Genomic DNA, 18,718 nt, shown 5'->3' with positions numbered 1-18,718 from the left:
CCGGATTCCCTCACTCCTGTCAGCCCACTTCAAATGAACCCAAGTCCACTCCCGTCAGCCGACCTCACCGTGCCCCGAGTCGCAGCAGCCGTCCCTGCGCATGAGCCGCCCCACCTCGAGCCAGTCGTCGCGCGTCGCCGCGCGCCGCGACGCCGGCTCGAACGCGGCCACCAGGTCCGCCGTCTCGTAGGGTGTCCCTCCCCTGAGCACCGACACCGTCCGTACGAGCGTGTCGAAGTCCGTGAACGGGTCGCCGTCCACCACCGTCAGGTCTGCGAGCTTCCCCGGCTGTACGGTGCCGAGGTCCCGGTCCACGCCGAACAGCCGGGCCGGCAGCACGGTCGCGGTGCGCAGGGCCCCCGCCGGGGACAGCCCGCCGCGGTGCAGGGCGCGCAGGCTCAGATGCAGGGCGAGCCCGACGGGCACGAGCGGCTGGTCCGTGCCGAGGGCGACGAGACCGCCCGCGGCCAGCACACGCCGGTAGATGTCGGTCTCCGTGCGCAGCGTGGCCAGTTGGGCGGCCGTCGGCGCTGTGCCCGCCGCCTGTCGTACGGCGGCGGAGTCCCAGGGCGGCATCACGACGGTGACGCGGGGGTCGTCGGCGAGTCCGGGATCGGCGCCGATCAGCGGGGCGGCGCCGAACGGCGTGGCGATCAGGGCGAAGTTGACGCCCCGGGCGCTGTAGATCTCCACGACGTCGGAGTAGGCGTGCCAGGTGGCGGTGGTCGCGTGCCCGAACTCGGCGCGCTGCGTGGCCTGCAGATGGGTCGTCAGATCCTGCCCCAGCTGGACGCCGGGCGACAGGAGGTGACTGCCCGAGCGAACCCCGAGACGCTCGTGAGCGAACCGCGCCGCCTCCTCCATCACCCAACTCGGTGCCCGCACATATGTTTTGACGAAGTCCCAGTCGAGTGCGGCACCTCGTTCGAGGGAGCGTCGCAGACCTTCCTCGGTGCGGTGGGCGCGCCCCATGCTGTACGCGACACGGGATCCGTCGAGCAGTTCGCCGGTCGTCAGCAGCCGGGGTCCGGCGAGTTGGCCGCTCGCCACCGCCTCGCGAATACGGGCCTGTTCGTACGCGAAGCCGCCGAGGGACACGGCGGTGGTGATCCCGTAGGTGAGCTGGCCGACGGTCTGGCGTCCGCCGTAGGTGCTCTGCCACGGGTGGGTGTGCGTGTCCCACAGCCCGGGGACGACGGTGCGCTGCGAGGCGTCGATCCTCCGCAGCGCGCCCCGGCGGGCACGGTGCGGTTCGACGGAGGCGATGCGCCCACCGCGTACGACGATGTCGACGTCGTCGCGCACCGCCTCGCCCGTGCCGTCCCACAGCTGCCCGGCGTGCACCACGGTGTCGGCGGGAACGGGCCCTCGCCGGTCCAGCGGGACGCGCACGGTGCGGGCATCCCGGCCGTCGACGCCGGTCAGTCTGAGGCGGCCGGCCGACAGATACAGCAGCGTCTTGGAGTCGCCGGACCAGGAGGGGTGGTCGGCGGGTTCGGTGGTGAGGGTGCGCGGTTCGCCCCGCGGGGTGCCGTCGGGGGCGACGGGCAGCAGGCACAGCGCGGATTCGACGACGATCGCCATCCAGCGCCCGTCGGGCGACCAGAGGGGCCCGGAGTCGTAGCGGTCGGCGAGGGAGACATGGGGTGCGACGGCGTGCAGGCGGTCGGCACCGGTCGTGGCGTCGACGATCCGGATGACGTTGTAGCCCTCGCGGAAGCGGAAGTTGAGGCGGTTGCGGTCGCACAGCGCGAGGTGCCGGCCGTCGGGTGACCAGCTCGGACGGCCGGGCAGCCCGCCCCCGCCGAGCGGCGTCACCAGCACGCGTTCCTCGCCCGTCCTCAGCTCGCGAACGACGAGCCGCCCCGTCATGTCGAGACAGGCGAGCCGCTCGCCGTCCGGCGACAGGGCCGGATACACCCGCCCGCCCGTCGCGAGCGCGGTCTCCTCACCGGTGGCGAGATCCCGCCGGTACACGCCGAGCAGTCCGTCGCGGTCGTCGGCGTACACGAGCGACCGTCCGTCCCGCGCCCAGACCGGTGCGAGGAGGTAGCGGGAGGACGCGGACTGCCGCAGCCGCTCGGGCGGGTGTCCGCCCGAAGTGTCCGCCAGCCACAGCGAGTTCAGGGCGGCGAAGGCGATGCGCCGTCCGTCGGGGGACAGCGCGGGCAGGTGGATTCCACGTACCGGGCGCACACGCGCGTCACCGAGGTCGTACTCCTTGATCTGGTACCGCGGCCGCTCCACGGGCAGCACGCCCTCGAAGGGGATCGGCTCCGGTTCTCCCGGCCTGTCGGGGCGTACGAGGGTGAAGTGGCCGTCCACCGTCAGCAGCAGCTCTCCCGCCGCGGTCCAGCGCGGGGGTACGGGCGCGATGTCTCCGGACACGGCGACGGGCTTGCCGTCGACCACGAGGGTGCACGAGCCGTTGGGCGAGGCCGTGGTCCGCAGATAGGCCAGGCGGCGGCCGTCCGGGGCGAGGGACGGTGTCATGACCTGCGCGGCCTCGGTCTCGGTGTGTTCGACGGCGACGGGACCCGCGCCGTCGGCCGGGACGGCGGCGAGGGTCCGGGCCTCCACACCGGGTCCGGAGGGCGTGGTGACCGCCTTGGCCCGCACGAACAGGATGCGCCGGCCGTCCGGTGACCAGGTGGGGTCGAAGTCCTCCCAGGAACCGTCCTGCAGGGGGCCGTCCTGCCCGGAGAGCCCGGTGACGCGGGTGAGTTCGCCGCTCCCGAGGTCCAGGACGTGGATGCGGTACGGGCTGCCCGCGACCGGGTCGCCGCCGCGCTCGGAGGCGAAGGCGATCCGGGTGCCGTCGGGCGACCAGGCGGGGCCCCGGTCGTCCCAGGGGCCGTCGGTGCGCTGCCGTACGTCCGATCCGTCGGGACGCATGGTCCACACGTGGAAGCCGCCGCCCCGGTACGCGCAGAACGCGATGAGCTTGCCGTCCGGGGAGTGCGTGGGCCGGTTCGGTTCGAGGTCCGCCGGCGTGAGGGGGACGGCACGGCCGCCGGCGCGCGGGAGCGACCACAGGACGTTCTGGAGCTCGGCGATCAGCCGGTCGCCCGCGGGTGAGAGGGTCGCCGAGCCGTTGGTGGCCTGGGTGAAGGACAGGGAGAGGCCGGCATCGGTGCGGGCCGTCGCGGGGGCCGCGCCGAGGGCGGTGGCGGCCCCCGCGACGCCTGCCGCGGCGAGCAGTTGACGGCGGGAGAGGGGAAGGGCGGTGCTGCTCCTGTCACGTTCCATGACAGAGCACGCTTACGCATCGCAAAGCCCTTGAGCAACAACGCCATTCACGCCAATCGGGTACGGCCGCATGCCGGTCCCGCGGGTGTGCTGGAGGAGTGTCAGTGGCCTTCCGGGATGCGGTGACGGGGTCTTCGCTGCGACAGCCAGACGGCGACCGCGTCGGCGATGGGCTGCCCGGTCTCCAGCTCGACGAAGCCGAACTGGCCGCCTTGGTTGCACTCCAGGAACCACCAGACGCCGTCCTCGTCCTCGGCGAAGTCGAAGGCGGCGTACGCGAGTCCGGTGAAGGCGAGGTACTCGTGGACCGAGCGGGCGATACGGTCGGGCACGTCCGCGGTCTCCCAGACGTGTCCGGTGTCGCCGAACCGCCCGTCGACCTGCCCGGGATCGGCGGCCTTCCGGGCGGCGAACAGGCGGGTGCCGATGCTGGTCAGCCGGATGTCGGCGCGCTTGGGAATGTACTGCTGGAGGAGCGCGGGGCCGGCCGCGACGCCGGAGAAGTCCGCGTCCGGTCCGATGAGCGTGGTCGGCAGGGCCACCGGGGGCTCGCCGGGCGGTGGCCCCGAGGCCGCCTTCACCACCACGTCCCGGTACTCCTCGACGAACTGCTGGGCCACCCGGGGAGCCGTCGTGATGATGGTGGGCGGCACCGCGAAGTCACTGCTGTGGGCGACCCGCAACTGCCAGGGCTTGTGCCGGGCCTGCTCGGCGCGGCGCGGATGGTTCATCCAGCGGGTCGAGGCGGAGTACAGCATGCCGAACAGGGCCTGCCGGGTCTCGGCGGTGAGCCACGGCGAGGGCTCGGCGGCGTGAGCGGCCGGCTCGCCCGGCCGGCGCACCCACACGGATCGCAGGCCCCCCATGCTGAGCACATGGCCGTTGACCGACAGATAGCCGTCGAAGTCACCGTGGGCGTAGTCGGCGGACAGCACCGCCTTGCCCGGCAGGTCGGCCGGGTCGAGGCGCACCATGGGCACGCCCCGCTCATGCAGCTTGGCCACCACCATGTCGGCGGTGACGTCCTGCTCGGCCGTGAGAATGAGTACCGTCATGCGCGCGGGCGGCCGTCAGTCGTCGAAGTGCGTCTGGGAGCCGGCCGTGGACGTCGTGGTGCCGGTGGCCATCAGGAGCGCGCGGTCGCTGACGGCGGGGCGGCCGTCGGGCATCACGTTCAACTGCAAGGACACATCGAAGTGGTACGGGGGCACTGCGGCCGACTGCCCCGTGGGAAAGGCGTAGTTGAGGGTGAACGGTCGCACGAAAGATCCTCCCGTTGGTCTCACGATGCTCTACGCCCACCCGTACGTGTCATGACCGTAAGGAATTCATCACTTTCCGCCACATCGGGGTGAAGGTCATCACATCGCGTCGTTTCCAGTTTGCTTGTTGCCGTATTGGTCGTGTGTCTGCTTGATTCCGGCCGAAGCTTAGGCCAATGCTTCATCCTTCGTGACGTCAACGCCGCACCATCCCAGGAGAGTTCCCGGTGACCGTAGCCATCGCCCCATCCGAAGAATCCGCCGTTCGCCCGGGCGCGCAGGACCCCGTCACGCGCGACGCGCACGACTTCGGGGCCTACGCGCGGACCGGCGGCTGGGCCTTCGGCCTGAAGGTGGCGCGCAGTGTGCGTCCCGGCGGGCAGTCCGCGGACGAGACGCCCAAGGTGTCCGCGAAGGAGTTCGCCGAGCTGGCCGGATGCTCGCCCGAGCGCGTCATGCGCTACTACAAGGCGTGGGACAGGGCCGCCGACGACGGTCTCGTCCCGCACTTCGAAATCCTCGTCCCCGGTGAGGACATCGAGCTGCCGGACGCCGAGGTGTGGCTCACCTACTACGTCTCCCGCTCCAGCGCCGCCTCCGAGCGCGGCGCCGCCATCGCCGAGGCCGCCGAGGCGGAGGGCATCCGCCCCACCAAGGCCCTGGAGGTCGCCGAGAACCCGACCGCGCTGCGGGCCGCGATCCTCGCCGACCCCTCCACGGCTCAGACGGCCCGGGCCGCCCTTCTGGACCGGGTGAAGGAAGACCCGGCGCTGCAGGCCGAGTTGGCCCGGGACATCGCCCGTACCGACGAGCTGAAGAAGGCCGTCGCCACCGAGAGCAGGGCGGCCGACCGGATCGGCTATGTGCGCCAGATCGCGGAGAAGGGCCAGATCAAGACGCCGGCCGGGCAGACCCTGGACGCTCCGGCCGAGCTCCGTTCCGAGGCCGAGCGGCACCTCTCCCTCCTCGACGAGCTGGACGAGGGCGAGGACTCCGGCGAGTGGGCGACGGAGGCGTACGACACCATGAAGAACCTCGTCGTCGAGACCGTCGAGGCCGACCCCGAACTCCGCGTCCAGGAACGCCGCACGAAGTTCTACAACAGCCTCCAGAAGGCCACGAAAGTCTTCGAGGAGCTCACCTTCGACGACGCGGACGACATCTACGAGGACGACATGGTGCAGCGGCTGGAGGAACTCCAGCAGGCGATCGGCTCCGCCATCGCGGCGCTGCGCGGGGCGGCTTCGCGGGAGTGAGACGGGTCCGGCGGCCTCGCGGGAGCGGTTGGTTCCCGGGAGGCCGCGGGGTTGTCCGGGTAGGGCGCCCTGGGGGTCGGGATGTCCGGCGGACCAGAAGGTGAGGGTGGTGCCCCTGGCCGTCAGGTCGGCGCCGGGTGTGCAGACGGTGACCGGCCGCTCCGGCTACTCTCCCCCCATGGAGCAGGACCACCCCCTCGTGCGCGACGTCTTCCCCGACCTCGTCGCCGAGTTGACCACCCTCCTGGAGGATGAAGGGGAGCGCGAGCTGGCGGTCAGCGCGCGGGATCTTCGGCTGGTCGGCGAGTGCGGTTGCGGCGACGACTTCTGCCAGAGCCTCCGGACGGCGGATCATCCGCAGGGGCAGCCGTATGGCACGGGCCATCGGTGCGTGCCGCTCCTGCCCTCGGAAGGCATGCTGTGCCTGGACGTCGTGGACGGCCGGATCATGTACATCGAAGTAATCGATCGGCCCCCCATGCATCGCCGCAGTGCGCAGCCGTGACGTGCGCCCCGTACGTCAGTGGGACTCGGTGCGGTAGGAGTTCATCTGGGCGACCAGGCTCTGCGGGGCGTCGGGGCTGAAGCAGATGTCGAGATTGACCGCCGAACCGGTCGCGGCGGCCTCGGCGCGCGGGAAGAGGGCCTCCTCGTACGAGGTCAGCGCCTTCTCGATGTCGTCGGGGTGGGTGGCGATGGCGGTCGCGAGCTCGGCGGCGTCGAGCAGGGCGAGGTTGGCGCCCTCGCCCGCGAACGGGGACATCAGGTGGGCGGCGTCGCCGAGCAGGGTGACGCCGGGGGTGCGGTCCCAGCGGTGGCCGATGGGCAGGGCGTGGATCGGGCGCGGGACGAGTGCGCCGTCCGCGCCGGCGATGAGCGCGCGCAGACGTTTGTCCCAGCCGTCGAAGTGCGCCAGGAGGCTCTCCTTGGCCGCTTCGGTGTCGGCGAAGTCGATGGGGCCGGAAGTGGCCCAGTCGGCGGGCGTCTTGAGGGCGATGTAGACGTGCAGCGAGTCGTCGGGGTCGCGGTGGGCGAGGAAGCCCTTCTCCTCGGCGAGGGCGAACAGCATGCCGCGTCCGACGACGGCGGCGCTTTCCGGGTGCCGGATGTCGGCGTCGAGGAGGTGCACCTCGACGAAGGAGATACCCGAATAGATCGGGGTGGCGTTCGAGACCAGGGGCCGCACCTTCGACCAGGCCCCGTCGGCGCCGATCAGCAGATCGGTGGTGAACGTCTCCCCGCCGGCGAGCGTCACCTCGTGGCGACCGTCGTCGAGCGCCCGTACGCCGGTGACCTTGGCGCCCCAGCGGACGGCGCCCTCGGGCAGGGAGCCGAGCAGGATGTCGCGCAGGGCACCCCGGGAGACCTCGGGGCGCTCGCCTCCCTCGCCGTCGTCCTCCATCCGGACGTCGGCGTCCTTGTCGAGGATGCGCAGGGCCTCGCCGCCGGCGTGGATGTTCGCACGGAACTCCTCGTAGAGGCCGGCGGCCCGCAACGCGGCCTGGCCGGACTCCTCGTGCATGTCCAGCATGCCGCCCTGGGCACGGGCGGTCGGTGAGGCGTCGAGGTCGAAGACGGCGGCGTCGATACCCTGCAGATGCAGGACACGGGCGAGTGTGAGGCCGCCGAGACCGGCGCCGATCACTGCTATGGGGTGGTGGTGGGGTGTCGACATGGCGGGTACTCCTCGTGGGTGGTTGACGGTCAGGGTGTGCCCGGCGCGTCCGGCGTGGACGTCCGCGGCCTGGGCGTGTGCAGGACTCCGTTGATGAGCACGTGGAAGCCCCAGTTCAGGCGGGCCTCGCCGGGTCCGGAGAGCAGTTCGGCGCCCAGCTGGGCGATGTGCGGATGGCGCTCGTCGGATGCGCCGCGCAGCGCGGCGGCGAGCGCGGCCCACTCCCCCTCGGTGTCGGCGGGACTCTTGTCCCCGGCGGCGTGTTCGGCGGCGGTCGCGGTGGCGAACTGCAGGAGCAGGTCGACCGCCCAGGCCGCTAGGTCCTCAGGAACACCTCCGTCGCTCAGCAGGGACAGCAGCGCTTCGAGAAGGTCGAGGTAGTGCTCGCCGGACGGGCGGGCCACCAGCGCCGAGCGGGCGAGGCCGGGGTACTCGAACATCACGGCCGTATAGGAGTCCAGAACCCGTACGAGCCGCTCGCGCCAGTCGCCGTCCTCGCCCGCCGGGCTCAGGTCGACGGCGCCGAGCAGGTCGTCGAGCACCGCCGCATGCAGCTCGGCGGTGTTGCGTACGTACACGTAGAGCGAGGCCGGACCGGTGTCGAGCTCCTGCGCCAGACGGCGCATGGTGACGCGCTGGAGGCCTTCGGCACGCAGCAGCGCGACCGCGGTCTCGATGATGCCGTCCCTGGTCAGGGCCGGTTTCGCCGGGCGCTCGCGACGGCTTGGACGGGGGGTGGGGTGTGCTGTCACCTCTCCACGGTAACGAACATGTTCGTCACGAACAAGTACGGCACGAACATGTTCGTCACCGCGAGCCGGATGACGGGTCAGAGCCGTCTCGAATTCCACGCCGCCCTCAAGCCGCCGACCGCCCGCGCAAGCGGGATCGAACTCGCCGCCGAACATGCCAACGTCCTTCAGTACGGCGCGAAGGCATCCACCGTGTACGAGCCCGGGGCGGCGGTCACTCGAGGTCGGCCGACACGGATGAACGCAGGATCCGGAGGGCGGCTCGACCGCCTTCAAGACCCTGATCCAGGCTGGCTGTTCCTACATCGCGGCGCTCTTCCCGGACGAGGCGCAGGAGGAGATCTTCACCAGCCCCGACGTACGGGTCGGCGGCACGCTCATCCCGGATGCCACGGCGGTCGCGACGGACGGGGGTTACGTCGTCAACGGCACCTCGGCCTTCGCCACCGGCTGCCAGGACGCCGACTGGCACCTCCTGACGGTACGAGTCGAATCCGGTGACGGACCGCCCGAGATGCTGTGGACCGCCGTACCCATGGCCGATCTCGAGATCCTCGACGACTGGTACGTCTCGGGGCTGGCCGGCAGCGGCAGCAACAGCGTCGTCGCCCGCGACGTCGTCGTACCCGCTCACCGCGTGCTGCCGCTCGGGCCCTTGCTGGGCGGCGACTTCCCGTCGAAGACCAACGCCGACGACCCGTTCTACCGGATGCCCGTACTGCTGATGTTCTGTGCCTGGACGGCGCCGAACGCCCTCGGCCTGGCGCGATCGGCCCTGGCGGAGTTCACCGAGCGGGTCCATCGACGGGGCATCACGTACACCTTCCACGAGCGGCAGCATGAGGCGGCCGTCACCCATCTGCAGGCGGCCGAGGCGGCCATGAAGCTCTCCTGCGCCGAGTTACTGACCGCCGAGTTCGTCGAGCGGATCGAGTCCCGGGCCGGGACCGGCGATCCGTACACGCAGGAGGAGCGCGCCCGGATCCGGGCGCAGAGCGGTTATGTGACGCGGCTGTGCACGGAGGCCGTCGACCTCATCGGCTCCGCATCCGGTGCGTCCTCGCTGCACCGGGAGGTGCCCATCCAGCGGACCGTACGTGATCTGCACGCCCTGAGCCTGCATTCGTTCGTCAACCCGGCCACCAACCTGGAGCTGTACGGCCGGGTCCTGTCCGGGCTCGACGCCGGCACGCCCTTTCTGTAGGTCATGGCCGGTCCGCGTTCCCGTGGGTGACGCGAATCTTGGACTGGCCGTGCGGGAGTTCCTCCCAGTCCTCCATGAAGCGGGCTCGCAGGCCGTGCTTCTCGGCGAGGGCGACCAGCGTCTCGGTGCGGTAGTAGAAGTCCTCCCTCAGTACGTGGTGTTCCTCGCCCGCGGTCCGGTCGAAGGTGAAGTCGAACCAGCCGCCCGGTGCGAGGACCCGGCCGACGTTGGCCAGGCACTCCTCGATGACCGGGAGCGGCGAGTGCGAGAAGACGCTGTGCGCGTGTACGACGTCGAAGTGTGCCTCGGGCAGGAACCGCAGCGTCAGGTCACGCACGGGAGTCAGCACCGGAAGCCGCTGCTGCAGGCCCATCTCCACGACGGTGTCCTGCGCGGCCATGAGGATGTCGGGTGAGATGTCGATGCCGTAATAGTGGCCGGGCTCCAGGTGCCGGATGAACCGCCAGCCTCCCCGCAGGTTGCCGCACCCGATCTCCAGCATGCGGTGCTCGGGGCGCAGGCCGTGGCCGAGCAGGTAGTCGAACTGCATCGCCCCCAGCGCCAGCCACCGCTCACGGCTGCGGCTGCCGACGGCCGCGTCCGGGTTGGCCCGGGTGTCCGAGCGCATGACCGCGCGGTAGTAGGAGATGTGGTCCGGGTGGCGGTGGCGCAGCCACATGTCCCGGGCGGTGCGGGCCAGATGGCGGGGCACCCGGTCGGGGTGGCGCAGGGCGTACCCGAGGCGGTGGCCGAGGGCGGACCGGTTGGCGATGAGGTTCTTGGCGGGCATGTGGTCCCTGCCTTTCCGAGTGCCGTGTCCCGGGCGGTGCGGGACCTGATGTCAGCCTCGGTGCACTGGCGGTGCATCCGGCTCGGTCAACAGGATGCGGTTCGGAGGCGGTGTGGTGACGCACATGTCGGCCGATCGGTTGATGCGGTCCCGTGTCGGAGGCATTAGACACGGGAGGATGGAACACACCGACCCGGATGAGCGCTGGCTGGTCACGATCGTTCATGCCGCCTTCTTCCTGTTGCTCGGCTCCTCGTTCGCCCGCTTCCTGACCCGTGACCACGGCGGAGCTCGGACCGGTGGGGTGGCGGCGCTGTTCGCGGTCTTCTGTCTGCTGTACGTCCTCGGGCACTTCCTGGCCCCGGCGCCTCGCCCGGGATCTCCGCCGGCCACCCGTCATCTGGCCTGGCTGGGCGCCGTGTCCGCGGTCTGGGTCGTCCTCCTCGTCCTCGCGCCGAGCGCCACGTGGTGTGCCATGCCGCTGCTGTTCGCCGGTATGCACGCGCTGCCCCCGCGGTGGGCGGTGCCGTTGGCGGCCGTGCTCACGGCGCTGGTCGTCGCGTCCGAAGTGCGCGTGGCCGACGGCACGCTCAACCCCAACATGGTCGTGGCCCCGCCGGCCGTCGCCGCGGTCGCCACCGCCGTACTGGTCCATCTGCAACGTCAAGGGGCCCGGCAGCGCGTCCTGATCGACGACCTGGTCCGCACCCGCCGCAACCTCGCGGCCACCGAACGGCGGGCGGGCGTCCTGGACGAACGCCAGCGGCTGGCCACGGAGATCCACGACACTCTCGCGCAGGGGCTCTCCAGCCAGCAGATGCTGCTGCAGGCCGCGGAACGCGTCTGGCGGACGGACCCGGACGCGGCCCGTGAGCACGTCCGCAGAGCGGCCGAGATCACCTCCCAAGGCCTCGCGGAGGCCCGCCGGTTCGTACACGACCTGGCGCCGGCCGACCTCGCCGAGCGCTCGCTCTCCGACGCGCTCGCCGTACTCGCCGAGCGGGAGACCGGCCCGGGCCTGACCCTGGAGTTCCGGCTCGACGGCGAACCGGGCCCGCTGCCCGAGCGGCTCGAGGCGGCGCTCCTGCGCATCGCCCAGGGCGCGCTGGCCAATGTGCGCGAACACGCCGCGGCGACACGGGCCGCGGTGACCCTGACCTGTCTGGACGACCAGATCTCGCTCGACGTCGCCGACAACGGCCGCGGTTTCGAGGCGGGCGGCGTACCCGGTGCCTCCGCTCGGACCGACCCGGCGGCCCGGGAACCGGGCCGGTCACGCGGACACGGGCTGCCGGCCATGCGCATCCGGGCCCGGCAGTCGGGCGGCACGCTCACCGTGGAGTCCACGCCGGGAGAGGGCACCGTCGTATCGGTGGCCGTGCCTCTGGCACCTCCGGCTCCCTCGTTCCTCTCTGTTCCGGACACCTCCAGGGAGCCCGTCCTGTGAGTACGTCGACGCCCTCGTCCCCCGTCCGGCTGCTGCTGTGCGACGACCACGCCGTGGTGCGTGCCGGACTGCGCGCGCTGCTGTCGAGCGCCGACGGCATCGAGGTGGTCGGTGAGGCGGGCACCGGCGAGGAGGCGCTCGCCATGGCCACCCGTCTGCGCCCCGACGTCGTGCTGATGGACCTCCAGCTCGACGGCGGCATGGACGGTGTGACGGCCACCCGGCACCTGACCTCCGACGGCGGTGGCGAGAGTCCCCGGGTCCTGGTGCTCACCATGTTCGACACCGACGCCGACATCACCCGCGCCATCGAGGCGGGTGCCACCGGCTATCTGCTCAAGGCGGAACGACCCGACGAACTGTTCACGGCGATCCGCGACGCGGCGTACGGCCGCACCACCCTGTCGGCCCCCGTGGCCGACCGGCTGCTGACCCAGCTGCGCAGTCCGCGCCCCGCGCTGTCCGCGCGCGAGCAGGAGATCCTCGGGCAGCTTGCCCGCGGCCTGGGAAACCGGGAGATCGCCCGGGCCCTGTTCATCAGCGAGGCCACGGTCAAGACCCATCTCGGGCGGATCTACGGCAAGTTGGGGGTGGAGACGCGGGCCGGCGCGGTGGCGGTGGCCCAGGAGAAGCGGTTGCTGCGGTAGCACGGCCGTCAGGTCGGCTCCGCGGCACGGGCACGGGCCAGTACGTCACGGATCATCTCGGCGCTGATCATGAAGTGTTCCCCGGCGCTCTCCTCCGCGCGCTCGGGCTCGCCCGCCGCGATGGCCTCGTACAGGGCCGTGTGGCCCTCGCCGGCCCGGTGGAACGCGCTGTCGGCGGCCTGTTCCTCGCGGGGCGTGGTCGCGGACAGGTACGCGACCAGCGCCTCACGCATCGGCTCCGGGTCCTCGAGCCGTCAGCGCCGGGCAGCCGTCGCGGCCCGACCGGGACGGCCCGACCAGGACCGCCCGGTGTACACGCTTACCAGCGCCCTTCCACCTGCTCCTTGATCCGCCGCTCGTACAGGTCGTCGATCGCGTCCAGCGTCTTCTGCGACAGCTCCGGCAGCTTCGCGGCCGCCGCGTTGGCGCGGGCCTGCTCCGGTGAGCGGGCGCCCGGGATCACCGTGGTCACGCCGGGCTGCTGGATGATCCAGCGCAGGGCCAGCTGGGCCGGGGTGCAGCCTTCCGGGGCGAGGGCGGAGAACTCGGCCGCCGCCTCCACGCCCGTGGCGAAGTCGACACCGGAGAAGGTCTCGCCCTGGTCGAAGGCCTCTCCGTGCCGGTTGTACGTCCGGTGGTCGTTCTCCGCGAAGACGGTGTCCTTGGTGTACTTGCCGGAGAGCAGGCCGGAGGCCAGCGGCACGCGGGCGATGATGCCGACGCCCGCCTCCTGGGCCGCCGGGAGCACCTGCCGCAGGGGCTTCATGCGGAAGGGGTTGAGGATGATCTGGACGCTCGCCACGTTCGGGCGGGCGATCGCCGTCAGCGCCTCGTCGCATGTTTCCACGCTCACGCCGTACGCGGCGATGCGCTCCTCCTCGACCAGGGTGTCGAGGGCGTCGTACACCTCGTCGGAGGAGTAGACGGGCGTCGGCGGGCAGTGCAGCTGGACCAGGTCGATGCGGTCGACGCCGAGGTTGCGGCGGGAACGGTCGTTCCAGGCGCGGAAGTTGTCGAGAACGTAGTTCTCCGGGATCTGCTCGACGCGACGGCCCATCTTGGTCGCGACCAGCACGTGCAGGTCCGGCCTGCCGCGCAGGAACGTGGCGATGGTCTCCTCGCTGCGCCCGTCGCCGTACACGTCCGCCGTGTCGAAGAAGGTCACTCCCGACTCGGCCGCCGTCTCCAGGACGGCCAGGGCGTCCCGATCACTCACGTCGCCCCAGTCGGCTCCCAATTGCCATGTGCCGAGACCGATGACCGAAGCCTGCTGACCTGACCTGCCGAATGCGCGCTCGTCCATGCCGTCAGTCTGACACTTCCGCGCCCTCGCGCAGGACGCCACCCACCGCGGCACGCCTGTGCGTCCGCAAAGAACCTTCTGTGAGGCTTTGCCACTCATAAGAGTGAAGCGCTTCGACGAATGATTGATTCGTGTCAACTACCCCAAGCGTGCGGCACATGGCCGACCATTCAAGAAGTGAAGGGCGACCGGCTTGGTCGCGCTGCGGACCAGGTCGCCCAGGTGGTCAACTGGACCTGGGGCAGGGCTGGACGGTTCACGCAGGGGGCTGCGCACGGCTGGGCACTGCCGCTGACGATCCCCGCCGGGACCGGGGCCGACGCCCACGTGCTGCTGGTCGACACGGCCGCCCGGCTGACCGGTCCGTCATGGGAGCCGACCGAGCCCGCCACCGTACAAGTGGGGTGCCGGCCGTGACCCTTGTACCGGCCGAGGGCGAGAGCCGGCCACGCTCGACGACGGATCGGGGCCGGACTGGGCAGCGACGGCCGCGATCCTGGACCGGCTCGACCCGCACCGGGTGTACGACAACGACCTTTCGCGAAGGCCGTTCACCTGAGCCGAGCGGGCGGTGTCACAGGATCATGGCTTCAACTCCTCGTACTGACCGAGCGTTTGAAGGGCGTTACTGCTTCACATCTTGACGTGTCTGGTTCAGACCTTTAGGTTCACCGATCACCAGCGCTCCATGAATGCGCTCGATGTTCATGGACGTGAACGTGCGTGATGTCGCGTGACCCCCCCACCAGCCACCTGCGAAGGGCTGTGATCCCTCTGATGGCCAGACAATCCCCCGCGCGCCCCACCGCCGTACTCGCCCTCTCCGCCAATGCTTTGAGCGTGCCGCCCCACGGAGTGGGCCAGCAGGACTGGGACTACACGCGCGTGTTCACGCAGTACACCGGCTGACCTTCCCACCCCCACCAGCGCAGGAGAGCCCCGTGTCCAGATTCAGCAGAGAGTCCGGCCGCCGCCGGATACCGAAAGCGCTGACCGCGATCGCCCTCGTGGCGACAACGGTGTCAGGCGTGGCGATCGCCGCGCAGGACAAGGCGTCCGCGCAGGCCGCCGCGCTGCCCACCGGCTGGGCCAGCGTCGTCAACGCGGGCAGCGGCAAGTGCGTCGACGCGCGCGCCGCCGGGACGGCGAACGGCACCGCGGTCCAGCAGTACGCGTGCAACAGCAGCCAGGCCCAGCAGTGGCGGTTCGCCGCCACCTCCGGCGGATACGCCCAGGTCGACAACCGAGCCGACGCCACCAAGGCCTGGGACGTCACCGACGTCTCCACGGCGGACAACGCACTCGTGCAGCTGTGGGCCTACGGCGGCGGCACCAACCAGCAGTGGCAGGCCGTGGCGGAGTCCGGTGGCGCGTACCACTTCGTGAACCGCAACAGCGGCAAGTGCCTGGACGTGCCGAGCGCCTCCACCGCGGACAGCGTGCAGCTGCAGCAGTACACGTGCAACGGCACGGCGGCCCAGTCCTTCTACGTCAACGCCGTGGACGCCCAACAGCCGCCCGGTACACCGGACTTGGGCCCGAACGTCACCGTCTTCGACCCGTCGACGCCGGCCGCCACCATCCAGAGCAGCCTCAACTCGGCCTTCTCCCAGCAGGAGACCAACCAGTTCGGCACGGCCCGCAAGGCCTTCCTCTTCAAGCCGGGCACCTACGACGCGGATGCCAATGTCGGCTTCTACACGCAGGTCGCGGGGCTCGGCCTCTCCCCCGACGACGTCACCATCCGCGGCGCGGTGCACGCGGAGGCCGACTGGTTCCAGGGCAACGCCACCCAGAATTTCTGGCGCTCGGCGGAGAACCTGTCGGTGACCCCGGCCTCCGGCACGGACCGCTGGGCGGTGTCGCAGGCGGCGCCGTACCGGCGGATGCATCTGCGCGGCAATCTCGCGCTGGACGACGGCGGTTGGTCCAGCGGCGGCTACATGGCCGACACGAAGGTGGACGGACAGGTCAGGTCGGGCTCGCAGCAGCAGTGGCTGTCGCGGAACACCGAGTGGTCGGGCTGGACCGGTTCCAACTGGAACATGGTCTTCGTCGGCGCCAGGAACGCTCCCGCGAACAGCTTCCCGAGCCCGCCGTACACCACGGTCGACCAGACCCCGGTATCGCGCGAGAAGCCCTTCCTGTACGTCGACTCGGCGGGCGCCTGGAAGGTGTTCGTGCCCTCCGTGCGCACCAACTCCAGCGGCACCACATGGAGCGGCGGCACGCCCGCGGGCACGTCCCTGCCCCTCTCGGACTTCTTCATCGTCAAGCCGGGCGCGACGGCCACGCAGCTGAACGACGCGCTCGCGCAGGGCAAGAACCTGCTGGTCACACCGGGCATCTATCACCTCGACCAGACGCTGAGGGTGACTCGGCCCGACACCGTCGTCCTGGGCCTCGGCCTGGCCACGCTCATCCCCGACAACGGCATCACCGCCATGACGGTCGCCGACGTGGACGGCGTGCAGCTGGCCGGACTGCTGATCGACGCGGGTACCACCAATTCGGCGCAGCTGCTGGAGATGGGCCCGAGCGGCTCCTTGGCGGACCACAGCGCCAACCCGAGTTCCCTGCACGACGTGTTCTTCCGCATCGGCGGCGCGGGCGTCGGCAAGGCCACCACGAGCCTGACGATCAACAGTGACGACGTGATCGGCGATCACCTGTGGCTGTGGCGCGCCGACCACGGCAGCGGCGTCGGCTGGACCAGCAACACCGCCGACACCGGGCTCGTCGTGAACGGCGACGACGTCACCATGTACGGCCTGTTCGTCGAGCACTACCAGAAGCACCAGACCCTCTGGAACGGCAACGGCGGCCGCACGTACTTCTACCAGAACGAGATGCCGTACGACCCGCCCAACCAGGCGGCCTGGATGAACGGTTCCACGCAGGGCTACGCCGCCTACAAGGTGGCGAACTCGGTGACGACGCATCAGGTGTACGGCTTCGGCAGCTACTGCTACTTCAACGTCAACCCGAGCGTCGCCGCCGAGCATGCCATCGAGGCGCCGGGCAACGCGAACGTGCGCTTCAAGGACATGGTGACGGTCTCGCTGGGCGGCACGGGCACGATCCGGCACGTCATCAACGACCGGGGCGGCCCGTCCAACTCCTCCACCAATGTCGCCAACCTCGTCAGCTACCCCTGACCCGTACGGAAGGGAACGTCCGATGCGCTTCAGCAGATCCGGTCCGGCGCGCGCGGCCCTGCGGGTCCTCGTACTGCTGGCGACCCTGCTCGGCCTGGCGGCACCACCAGCTGCCCACGCGGGCACCACGGCGACCCCGTTCAAGGTGCTCGCCCTCTACAACGGCACGTGGGACGCCGCGCACATCAGCTTCGTCCACGAGGCCAACGACTGGTTCCCCAGGCAGGCCGCGCAGAACGGCTTCACGTACACGGCCAGCAACAACTGGGACCTGCTCAGCAATGGCGGCGTGAACGCGTACCAAGTCGTGCTGTTCCTCGACGACTTGCCGCAGACCGCCGCCCAACGGGCGGGTTTCGAGCAGTACATGCGCGGTGGCGGCGCTTGGATGGGCTTCCATGTTGCCGCCTTCACCACCGAGGCGCAGGGCTGGCCGTGGTACCACAACCAGTTCCTCGGCAGCGGCACCTTCCAGTCCAACACCTGGGGTCCGACGACCGCCGTCCTGAAGGTCGAGGACCGCACCCACCCCGCCACCACGAACCTGCCCGCGACCTTCACCTCGTCGGTCAGCGAGTGGTACAGCTGGTCGAACGACCTGCGGCAGAACCCGGACATCAAGATCCTCGCCTCGATCGACCCCAGCAGCTTCCCGCTGGGAACGGATCCCCACCAGACCTGGTACAGCGGCTATTACCCGATCTTGTGGACCAACACGAAGTACAAGATGCTGTACGCGAACTTCGGTCACAACGCGATGGACTACGCGACGAACACCCCCCTGTCGTCGACCTTCGCGAGTGAGACACAGAACCGGTTCCTGCTGGACGGGCTGAAGTGGCTGGGCGGCGGCGGCAGTTCCGTGCCGCCGGCGGACCCGATCTCCGAGACCGCCTGGTACGCGCTGACGAATGCCGCCAACGGCACCTGCGTGGACGCCCGTTCCGCCGTCACGGCGAACGGGACCGCGATCCAGCAGTACGCCTGCAACGGCACTCAGGCCCAGCAGTTCCAGTTCCGCTCGACAGACAGTGGCTACACGCGGATCGCCATCCGTGGCAATCCGCAGCAGGTCGTCGATGTGACCGACCGCTCGACCGCCGACAACGCCCCGCTCCAGCTGTGGAGTTACTCGGGCGGCCAGAACCAGCAGTGGCAACCCGTGAAGGAGAGCAACGGGCGCTATCACTTCACCGCCCGGCACAGCGGCAAGTGTCTGAGCGCGGCGAGTTCGTCGGCGAACAGCGTCCAGCTCACCCAGCGTTCCTGCGACGGCTCCGCGGCGCAGAGCTTCACGCTCACCGCTCAGCCCTGATCGATATGCCGGAAGGGTGCCCGCGCCACACGTACGCGGCGCGGGCAACCTTCCGGCGTGGTCAGTCGTCACCTTGTCGCGAACCGGGCGAACCGGGAGGAGTTCAGCTCAGCGGACCCTGTTCAGGTTGCGGAATCCGGACTCCTGACGCTCCGGAGAGGAGGGGCCCTCTGGCTCTCCGGAGAGGAGGGACCCCCGGCTCTCCGGGGAGGGGGACGAAGACTCGTTCATGAAAACTCGTTCACACGGCTCCGGACACGTGCGCCGGGCGCGCCTCCAGTCGCAGCTTGACCTGGACCTCCTGATCACCCGCGTCCTTGCCCAGTTCCTGCACGGCGAAGGTCTCGTCCAGGGTGTGCCGCAGGCGCTGCACCGCGAAAGGTGTGCCCTGCACTTCCGCCGTCACCGGTCCCGACAGTCGGCCTGGCGGAACGGCCGCGCCCTCGGGCTCCTCGGCCGTGTCGAACGTGCCGGTCCACACCGTCGGGTGCCCCTTGGCCTCCCGGGGCTCGTCCTCGGCACACCGGTCCGAGGCGAAGCGACCGCACAGGACGGCGAACAGCTGCCCGGCGTCCGCCGCGGAGCAGTCGCTGAGCACCACCTGGACCTGCGATGCGGGCAGTGCATGCTCGCTCATGGAAATCCTCTCCCCTCTCACCC

18 protein-coding genes are annotated in these 18,718 nt (G+C 70.5%); 9 read left to right on the top strand and 9 right to left on the bottom strand.

Annotated features, from left to right (window positions below; genetic code table 11):
* Positions 1–54 precede the first annotated feature (54 nt).
* The 3 genes from ACFY0T_RS23280 to tgmA form a co-directional block, all read right to left on the bottom strand.
* A complete protein-coding gene (locus ACFY0T_RS23280; RefSeq protein ID WP_388873691.1) occupies positions 55–3,249 on the bottom strand; it encodes an amidohydrolase family protein in 3,195 nt (1,064 codons plus the stop codon).
* Positions 3,250–3,350: 101 nt separating this feature from the next.
* On the bottom strand, positions 3,351–4,304 hold the full coding sequence (gene tgmB / locus ACFY0T_RS23275; protein WP_388873688.1) for an ATP-grasp ribosomal peptide maturase: 954 nt from the start codon (positions 4,302–4,304) through the stop codon (positions 3,351–3,353).
* A 15-nt stretch (positions 4,305–4,319) separates the two neighbouring features.
* Complete coding sequence (gene tgmA, locus ACFY0T_RS23270; RefSeq protein WP_388873686.1) at positions 4,320–4,511, bottom strand: putative ATP-grasp-modified RiPP; 192 nt, start codon at positions 4,509–4,511, stop codon at positions 4,320–4,322.
* Positions 4,512–4,738: 227 nt separating this feature from the next.
* On the opposite strand from tgmA, the gene ACFY0T_RS23265 reads away from it, so the two are divergent.
* Together ACFY0T_RS23265 and ACFY0T_RS23260 are read left to right on the top strand one after the other, a co-directional pair.
* The gene (locus ACFY0T_RS23265; protein WP_388873683.1) at positions 4,739–5,767 is read left to right on the top strand and encodes a hypothetical protein; all 1,029 of its coding nucleotides are present in this window, start codon (positions 4,739–4,741) and stop codon (positions 5,765–5,767) included.
* Positions 5,768–5,945: 178 nt separating this feature from the next.
* Positions 5,946–6,272, top strand: a complete 327-nt coding sequence (locus tag ACFY0T_RS23260) for a hypothetical protein (RefSeq protein WP_388873680.1) — start codon at positions 5,946–5,948, stop codon at positions 6,270–6,272.
* A gap of 15 nt (positions 6,273–6,287) precedes the next feature.
* Here ACFY0T_RS23260 and ACFY0T_RS23255 read toward each other — a convergent pair whose 3' ends face one another.
* Positions 6,288–7,442 carry an FAD-dependent oxidoreductase gene (locus ACFY0T_RS23255; RefSeq protein ID WP_388873677.1) on the bottom strand — a complete coding sequence of 385 codons (1,155 nt, stop codon included), beginning with the start codon at positions 7,440–7,442 and terminating at the stop codon, positions 6,288–6,290.
* A gap of 29 nt (positions 7,443–7,471) precedes the next feature.
* On the bottom strand, positions 7,472–8,194 hold the full coding sequence (locus ACFY0T_RS23250; RefSeq protein WP_388873674.1) for a TetR/AcrR family transcriptional regulator: 723 nt from the start codon (positions 8,192–8,194) through the stop codon (positions 7,472–7,474).
* A gap of 535 nt (positions 8,195–8,729) precedes the next feature.
* On the opposite strand from ACFY0T_RS23250, the gene ACFY0T_RS23245 reads away from it, so the two are divergent.
* Complete coding sequence (locus ACFY0T_RS23245; protein ID WP_388873668.1) at positions 8,730–9,398, top strand: acyl-CoA dehydrogenase family protein; 669 nt, start codon at positions 8,730–8,732, stop codon at positions 9,396–9,398.
* Between the two features lies 1 nt (position 9,399).
* On the opposite strand, the gene ACFY0T_RS23240 is transcribed toward ACFY0T_RS23245, so the two are convergent.
* Complete coding sequence (locus ACFY0T_RS23240; RefSeq protein ID WP_388873665.1) at positions 9,400–10,188, bottom strand: class I SAM-dependent methyltransferase; 789 nt, start codon at positions 10,186–10,188, stop codon at positions 9,400–9,402.
* Positions 10,189–10,366: 178 nt separating this feature from the next.
* Here ACFY0T_RS23240 and ACFY0T_RS23235 point away from each other — a divergent pair, with 178 nt between their 5' ends.
* Positions 10,367–11,635, top strand: coding sequence for a sensor histidine kinase (locus ACFY0T_RS23235; protein ID WP_388873662.1), 1,269 nt, complete (start codon positions 10,367–10,369; stop codon positions 11,633–11,635).
* Positions 11,632–12,282, top strand: a complete 651-nt coding sequence (locus ACFY0T_RS23230) for a response regulator (protein ID WP_388873659.1) — start codon at positions 11,632–11,634, stop codon at positions 12,280–12,282. Before ACFY0T_RS23235 ends, ACFY0T_RS23230 begins: the two co-directional genes overlap by 4 nt.
* Before the next feature lie 8 nt (positions 12,283–12,290).
* On the opposite strand, the gene ACFY0T_RS23225 is transcribed toward ACFY0T_RS23230, so the two are convergent.
* Positions 12,291–12,515, bottom strand: a complete 225-nt coding sequence (locus tag ACFY0T_RS23225) for a hypothetical protein (RefSeq protein ID WP_388873656.1) — start codon at positions 12,513–12,515, stop codon at positions 12,291–12,293.
* Positions 12,516–12,601: 86 nt separating this feature from the next.
* Complete coding sequence (locus ACFY0T_RS23220; RefSeq protein ID WP_388873653.1) at positions 12,602–13,585, bottom strand: aldo/keto reductase; 984 nt, start codon at positions 13,583–13,585, stop codon at positions 12,602–12,604.
* A 177-nt stretch (positions 13,586–13,762) separates the two neighbouring features.
* On the opposite strand from ACFY0T_RS23220, the gene ACFY0T_RS23215 reads away from it, so the two are divergent.
* The 4 genes from ACFY0T_RS23215 to ACFY0T_RS23200 all read left to right on the top strand — a co-directional run bounded on the left by ACFY0T_RS23215 (position 13,763) and on the right by ACFY0T_RS23200 (position 18,058).
* Complete coding sequence (locus ACFY0T_RS23215; protein ID WP_388873651.1) at positions 13,763–14,002, top strand: hypothetical protein; 240 nt, start codon at positions 13,763–13,765, stop codon at positions 14,000–14,002.
* A gap of 360 nt (positions 14,003–14,362) precedes the next feature.
* Positions 14,363–14,494 carry a hypothetical protein gene (locus ACFY0T_RS23210; RefSeq protein ID WP_388873650.1) on the top strand — a complete coding sequence of 44 codons (132 nt, stop codon included), beginning with the start codon at positions 14,363–14,365 and terminating at the stop codon, positions 14,492–14,494.
* A gap of 32 nt (positions 14,495–14,526) precedes the next feature.
* Positions 14,527–16,743 carry an RICIN domain-containing protein gene (locus ACFY0T_RS23205; RefSeq protein WP_388873647.1) on the top strand — a complete coding sequence of 739 codons (2,217 nt, stop codon included), beginning with the start codon at positions 14,527–14,529 and terminating at the stop codon, positions 16,741–16,743.
* 22 nt (positions 16,744–16,765) lie between these two features.
* Positions 16,766–18,058: a ThuA domain-containing protein gene (locus ACFY0T_RS23200; RefSeq protein WP_388873644.1), complete on the top strand. Its 1,293-nt coding sequence runs from the start codon at positions 16,766–16,768 to the stop codon at positions 18,056–18,058.
* Between the two features lie 241 nt (positions 18,059–18,299).
* Here the strand turns inward: ACFY0T_RS23200 and ACFY0T_RS23195 are convergent, their stop codons facing one another.
* Complete coding sequence (locus tag ACFY0T_RS23195) at positions 18,300–18,695, bottom strand: hypothetical protein (protein ID WP_388873641.1); 396 nt, start codon at positions 18,693–18,695, stop codon at positions 18,300–18,302.
* Positions 18,696–18,718: the final 23 nt, after the last annotated feature.

Source organism: Streptomyces sp. NPDC001530 (genome assembly GCF_042894545.1).
Classification (GTDB): domain Bacteria; phylum Actinomycetota; class Actinomycetes; order Streptomycetales; family Streptomycetaceae; genus Streptomyces.
Note: the sequence above shows the minus strand (reverse complement) of the source record. Positions and strands in the feature narration are given on the sequence as shown.

Bases quoted from the DNA above. Each gene is read 5' to 3' on its own strand.
- ACFY0T_RS23280 (WP_388873691.1), bottom strand. From the start codon at position 3,249: ATGGAACGTGACAGGAGCAGCACCGCCCTTCCCCTCTCCCGCCGTCAA.
- tgmB (WP_388873688.1), bottom strand. From the start codon at position 4,304: ATGACGGTACTCATTCTCACGGCCGAGCAGGACGTCACCGCCGACATG.
- ACFY0T_RS23260 (WP_388873680.1), top strand. From the start codon at position 5,946: ATGGAGCAGGACCACCCCCTCGTGCGCGACGTCTTCCCCGACCTCGTC.
- ACFY0T_RS23255 (WP_388873677.1), bottom strand. From the start codon at position 7,442: ATGTCGACACCCCACCACCACCCCATAGCAGTGATCGGCGCCGGTCTC.
- ACFY0T_RS23245 (WP_388873668.1), top strand. From the start codon at position 8,730: ATGGCCGATCTCGAGATCCTCGACGACTGGTACGTCTCGGGGCTGGCC.
- ACFY0T_RS23240 (WP_388873665.1), bottom strand. From the start codon at position 10,188: ATGCCCGCCAAGAACCTCATCGCCAACCGGTCCGCCCTCGGCCACCGC.
- ACFY0T_RS23235 (WP_388873662.1), top strand. From the start codon at position 10,367: ATGGAACACACCGACCCGGATGAGCGCTGGCTGGTCACGATCGTTCAT.
- ACFY0T_RS23225 (WP_388873656.1), bottom strand. From the start codon at position 12,515: ATGCGTGAGGCGCTGGTCGCGTACCTGTCCGCGACCACGCCCCGCGAG.
- ACFY0T_RS23220 (WP_388873653.1), bottom strand. From the start codon at position 13,585: ATGGACGAGCGCGCATTCGGCAGGTCAGGTCAGCAGGCTTCGGTCATC.
- ACFY0T_RS23210 (WP_388873650.1), top strand. From the start codon at position 14,363: ATGGCCAGACAATCCCCCGCGCGCCCCACCGCCGTACTCGCCCTCTCC.
- ACFY0T_RS23200 (WP_388873644.1), top strand. From the start codon at position 16,766: ATGCGCTTCAGCAGATCCGGTCCGGCGCGCGCGGCCCTGCGGGTCCTC.
- ACFY0T_RS23195 (WP_388873641.1), bottom strand. From the start codon at position 18,695: ATGAGCGAGCATGCACTGCCCGCATCGCAGGTCCAGGTGGTGCTCAGC.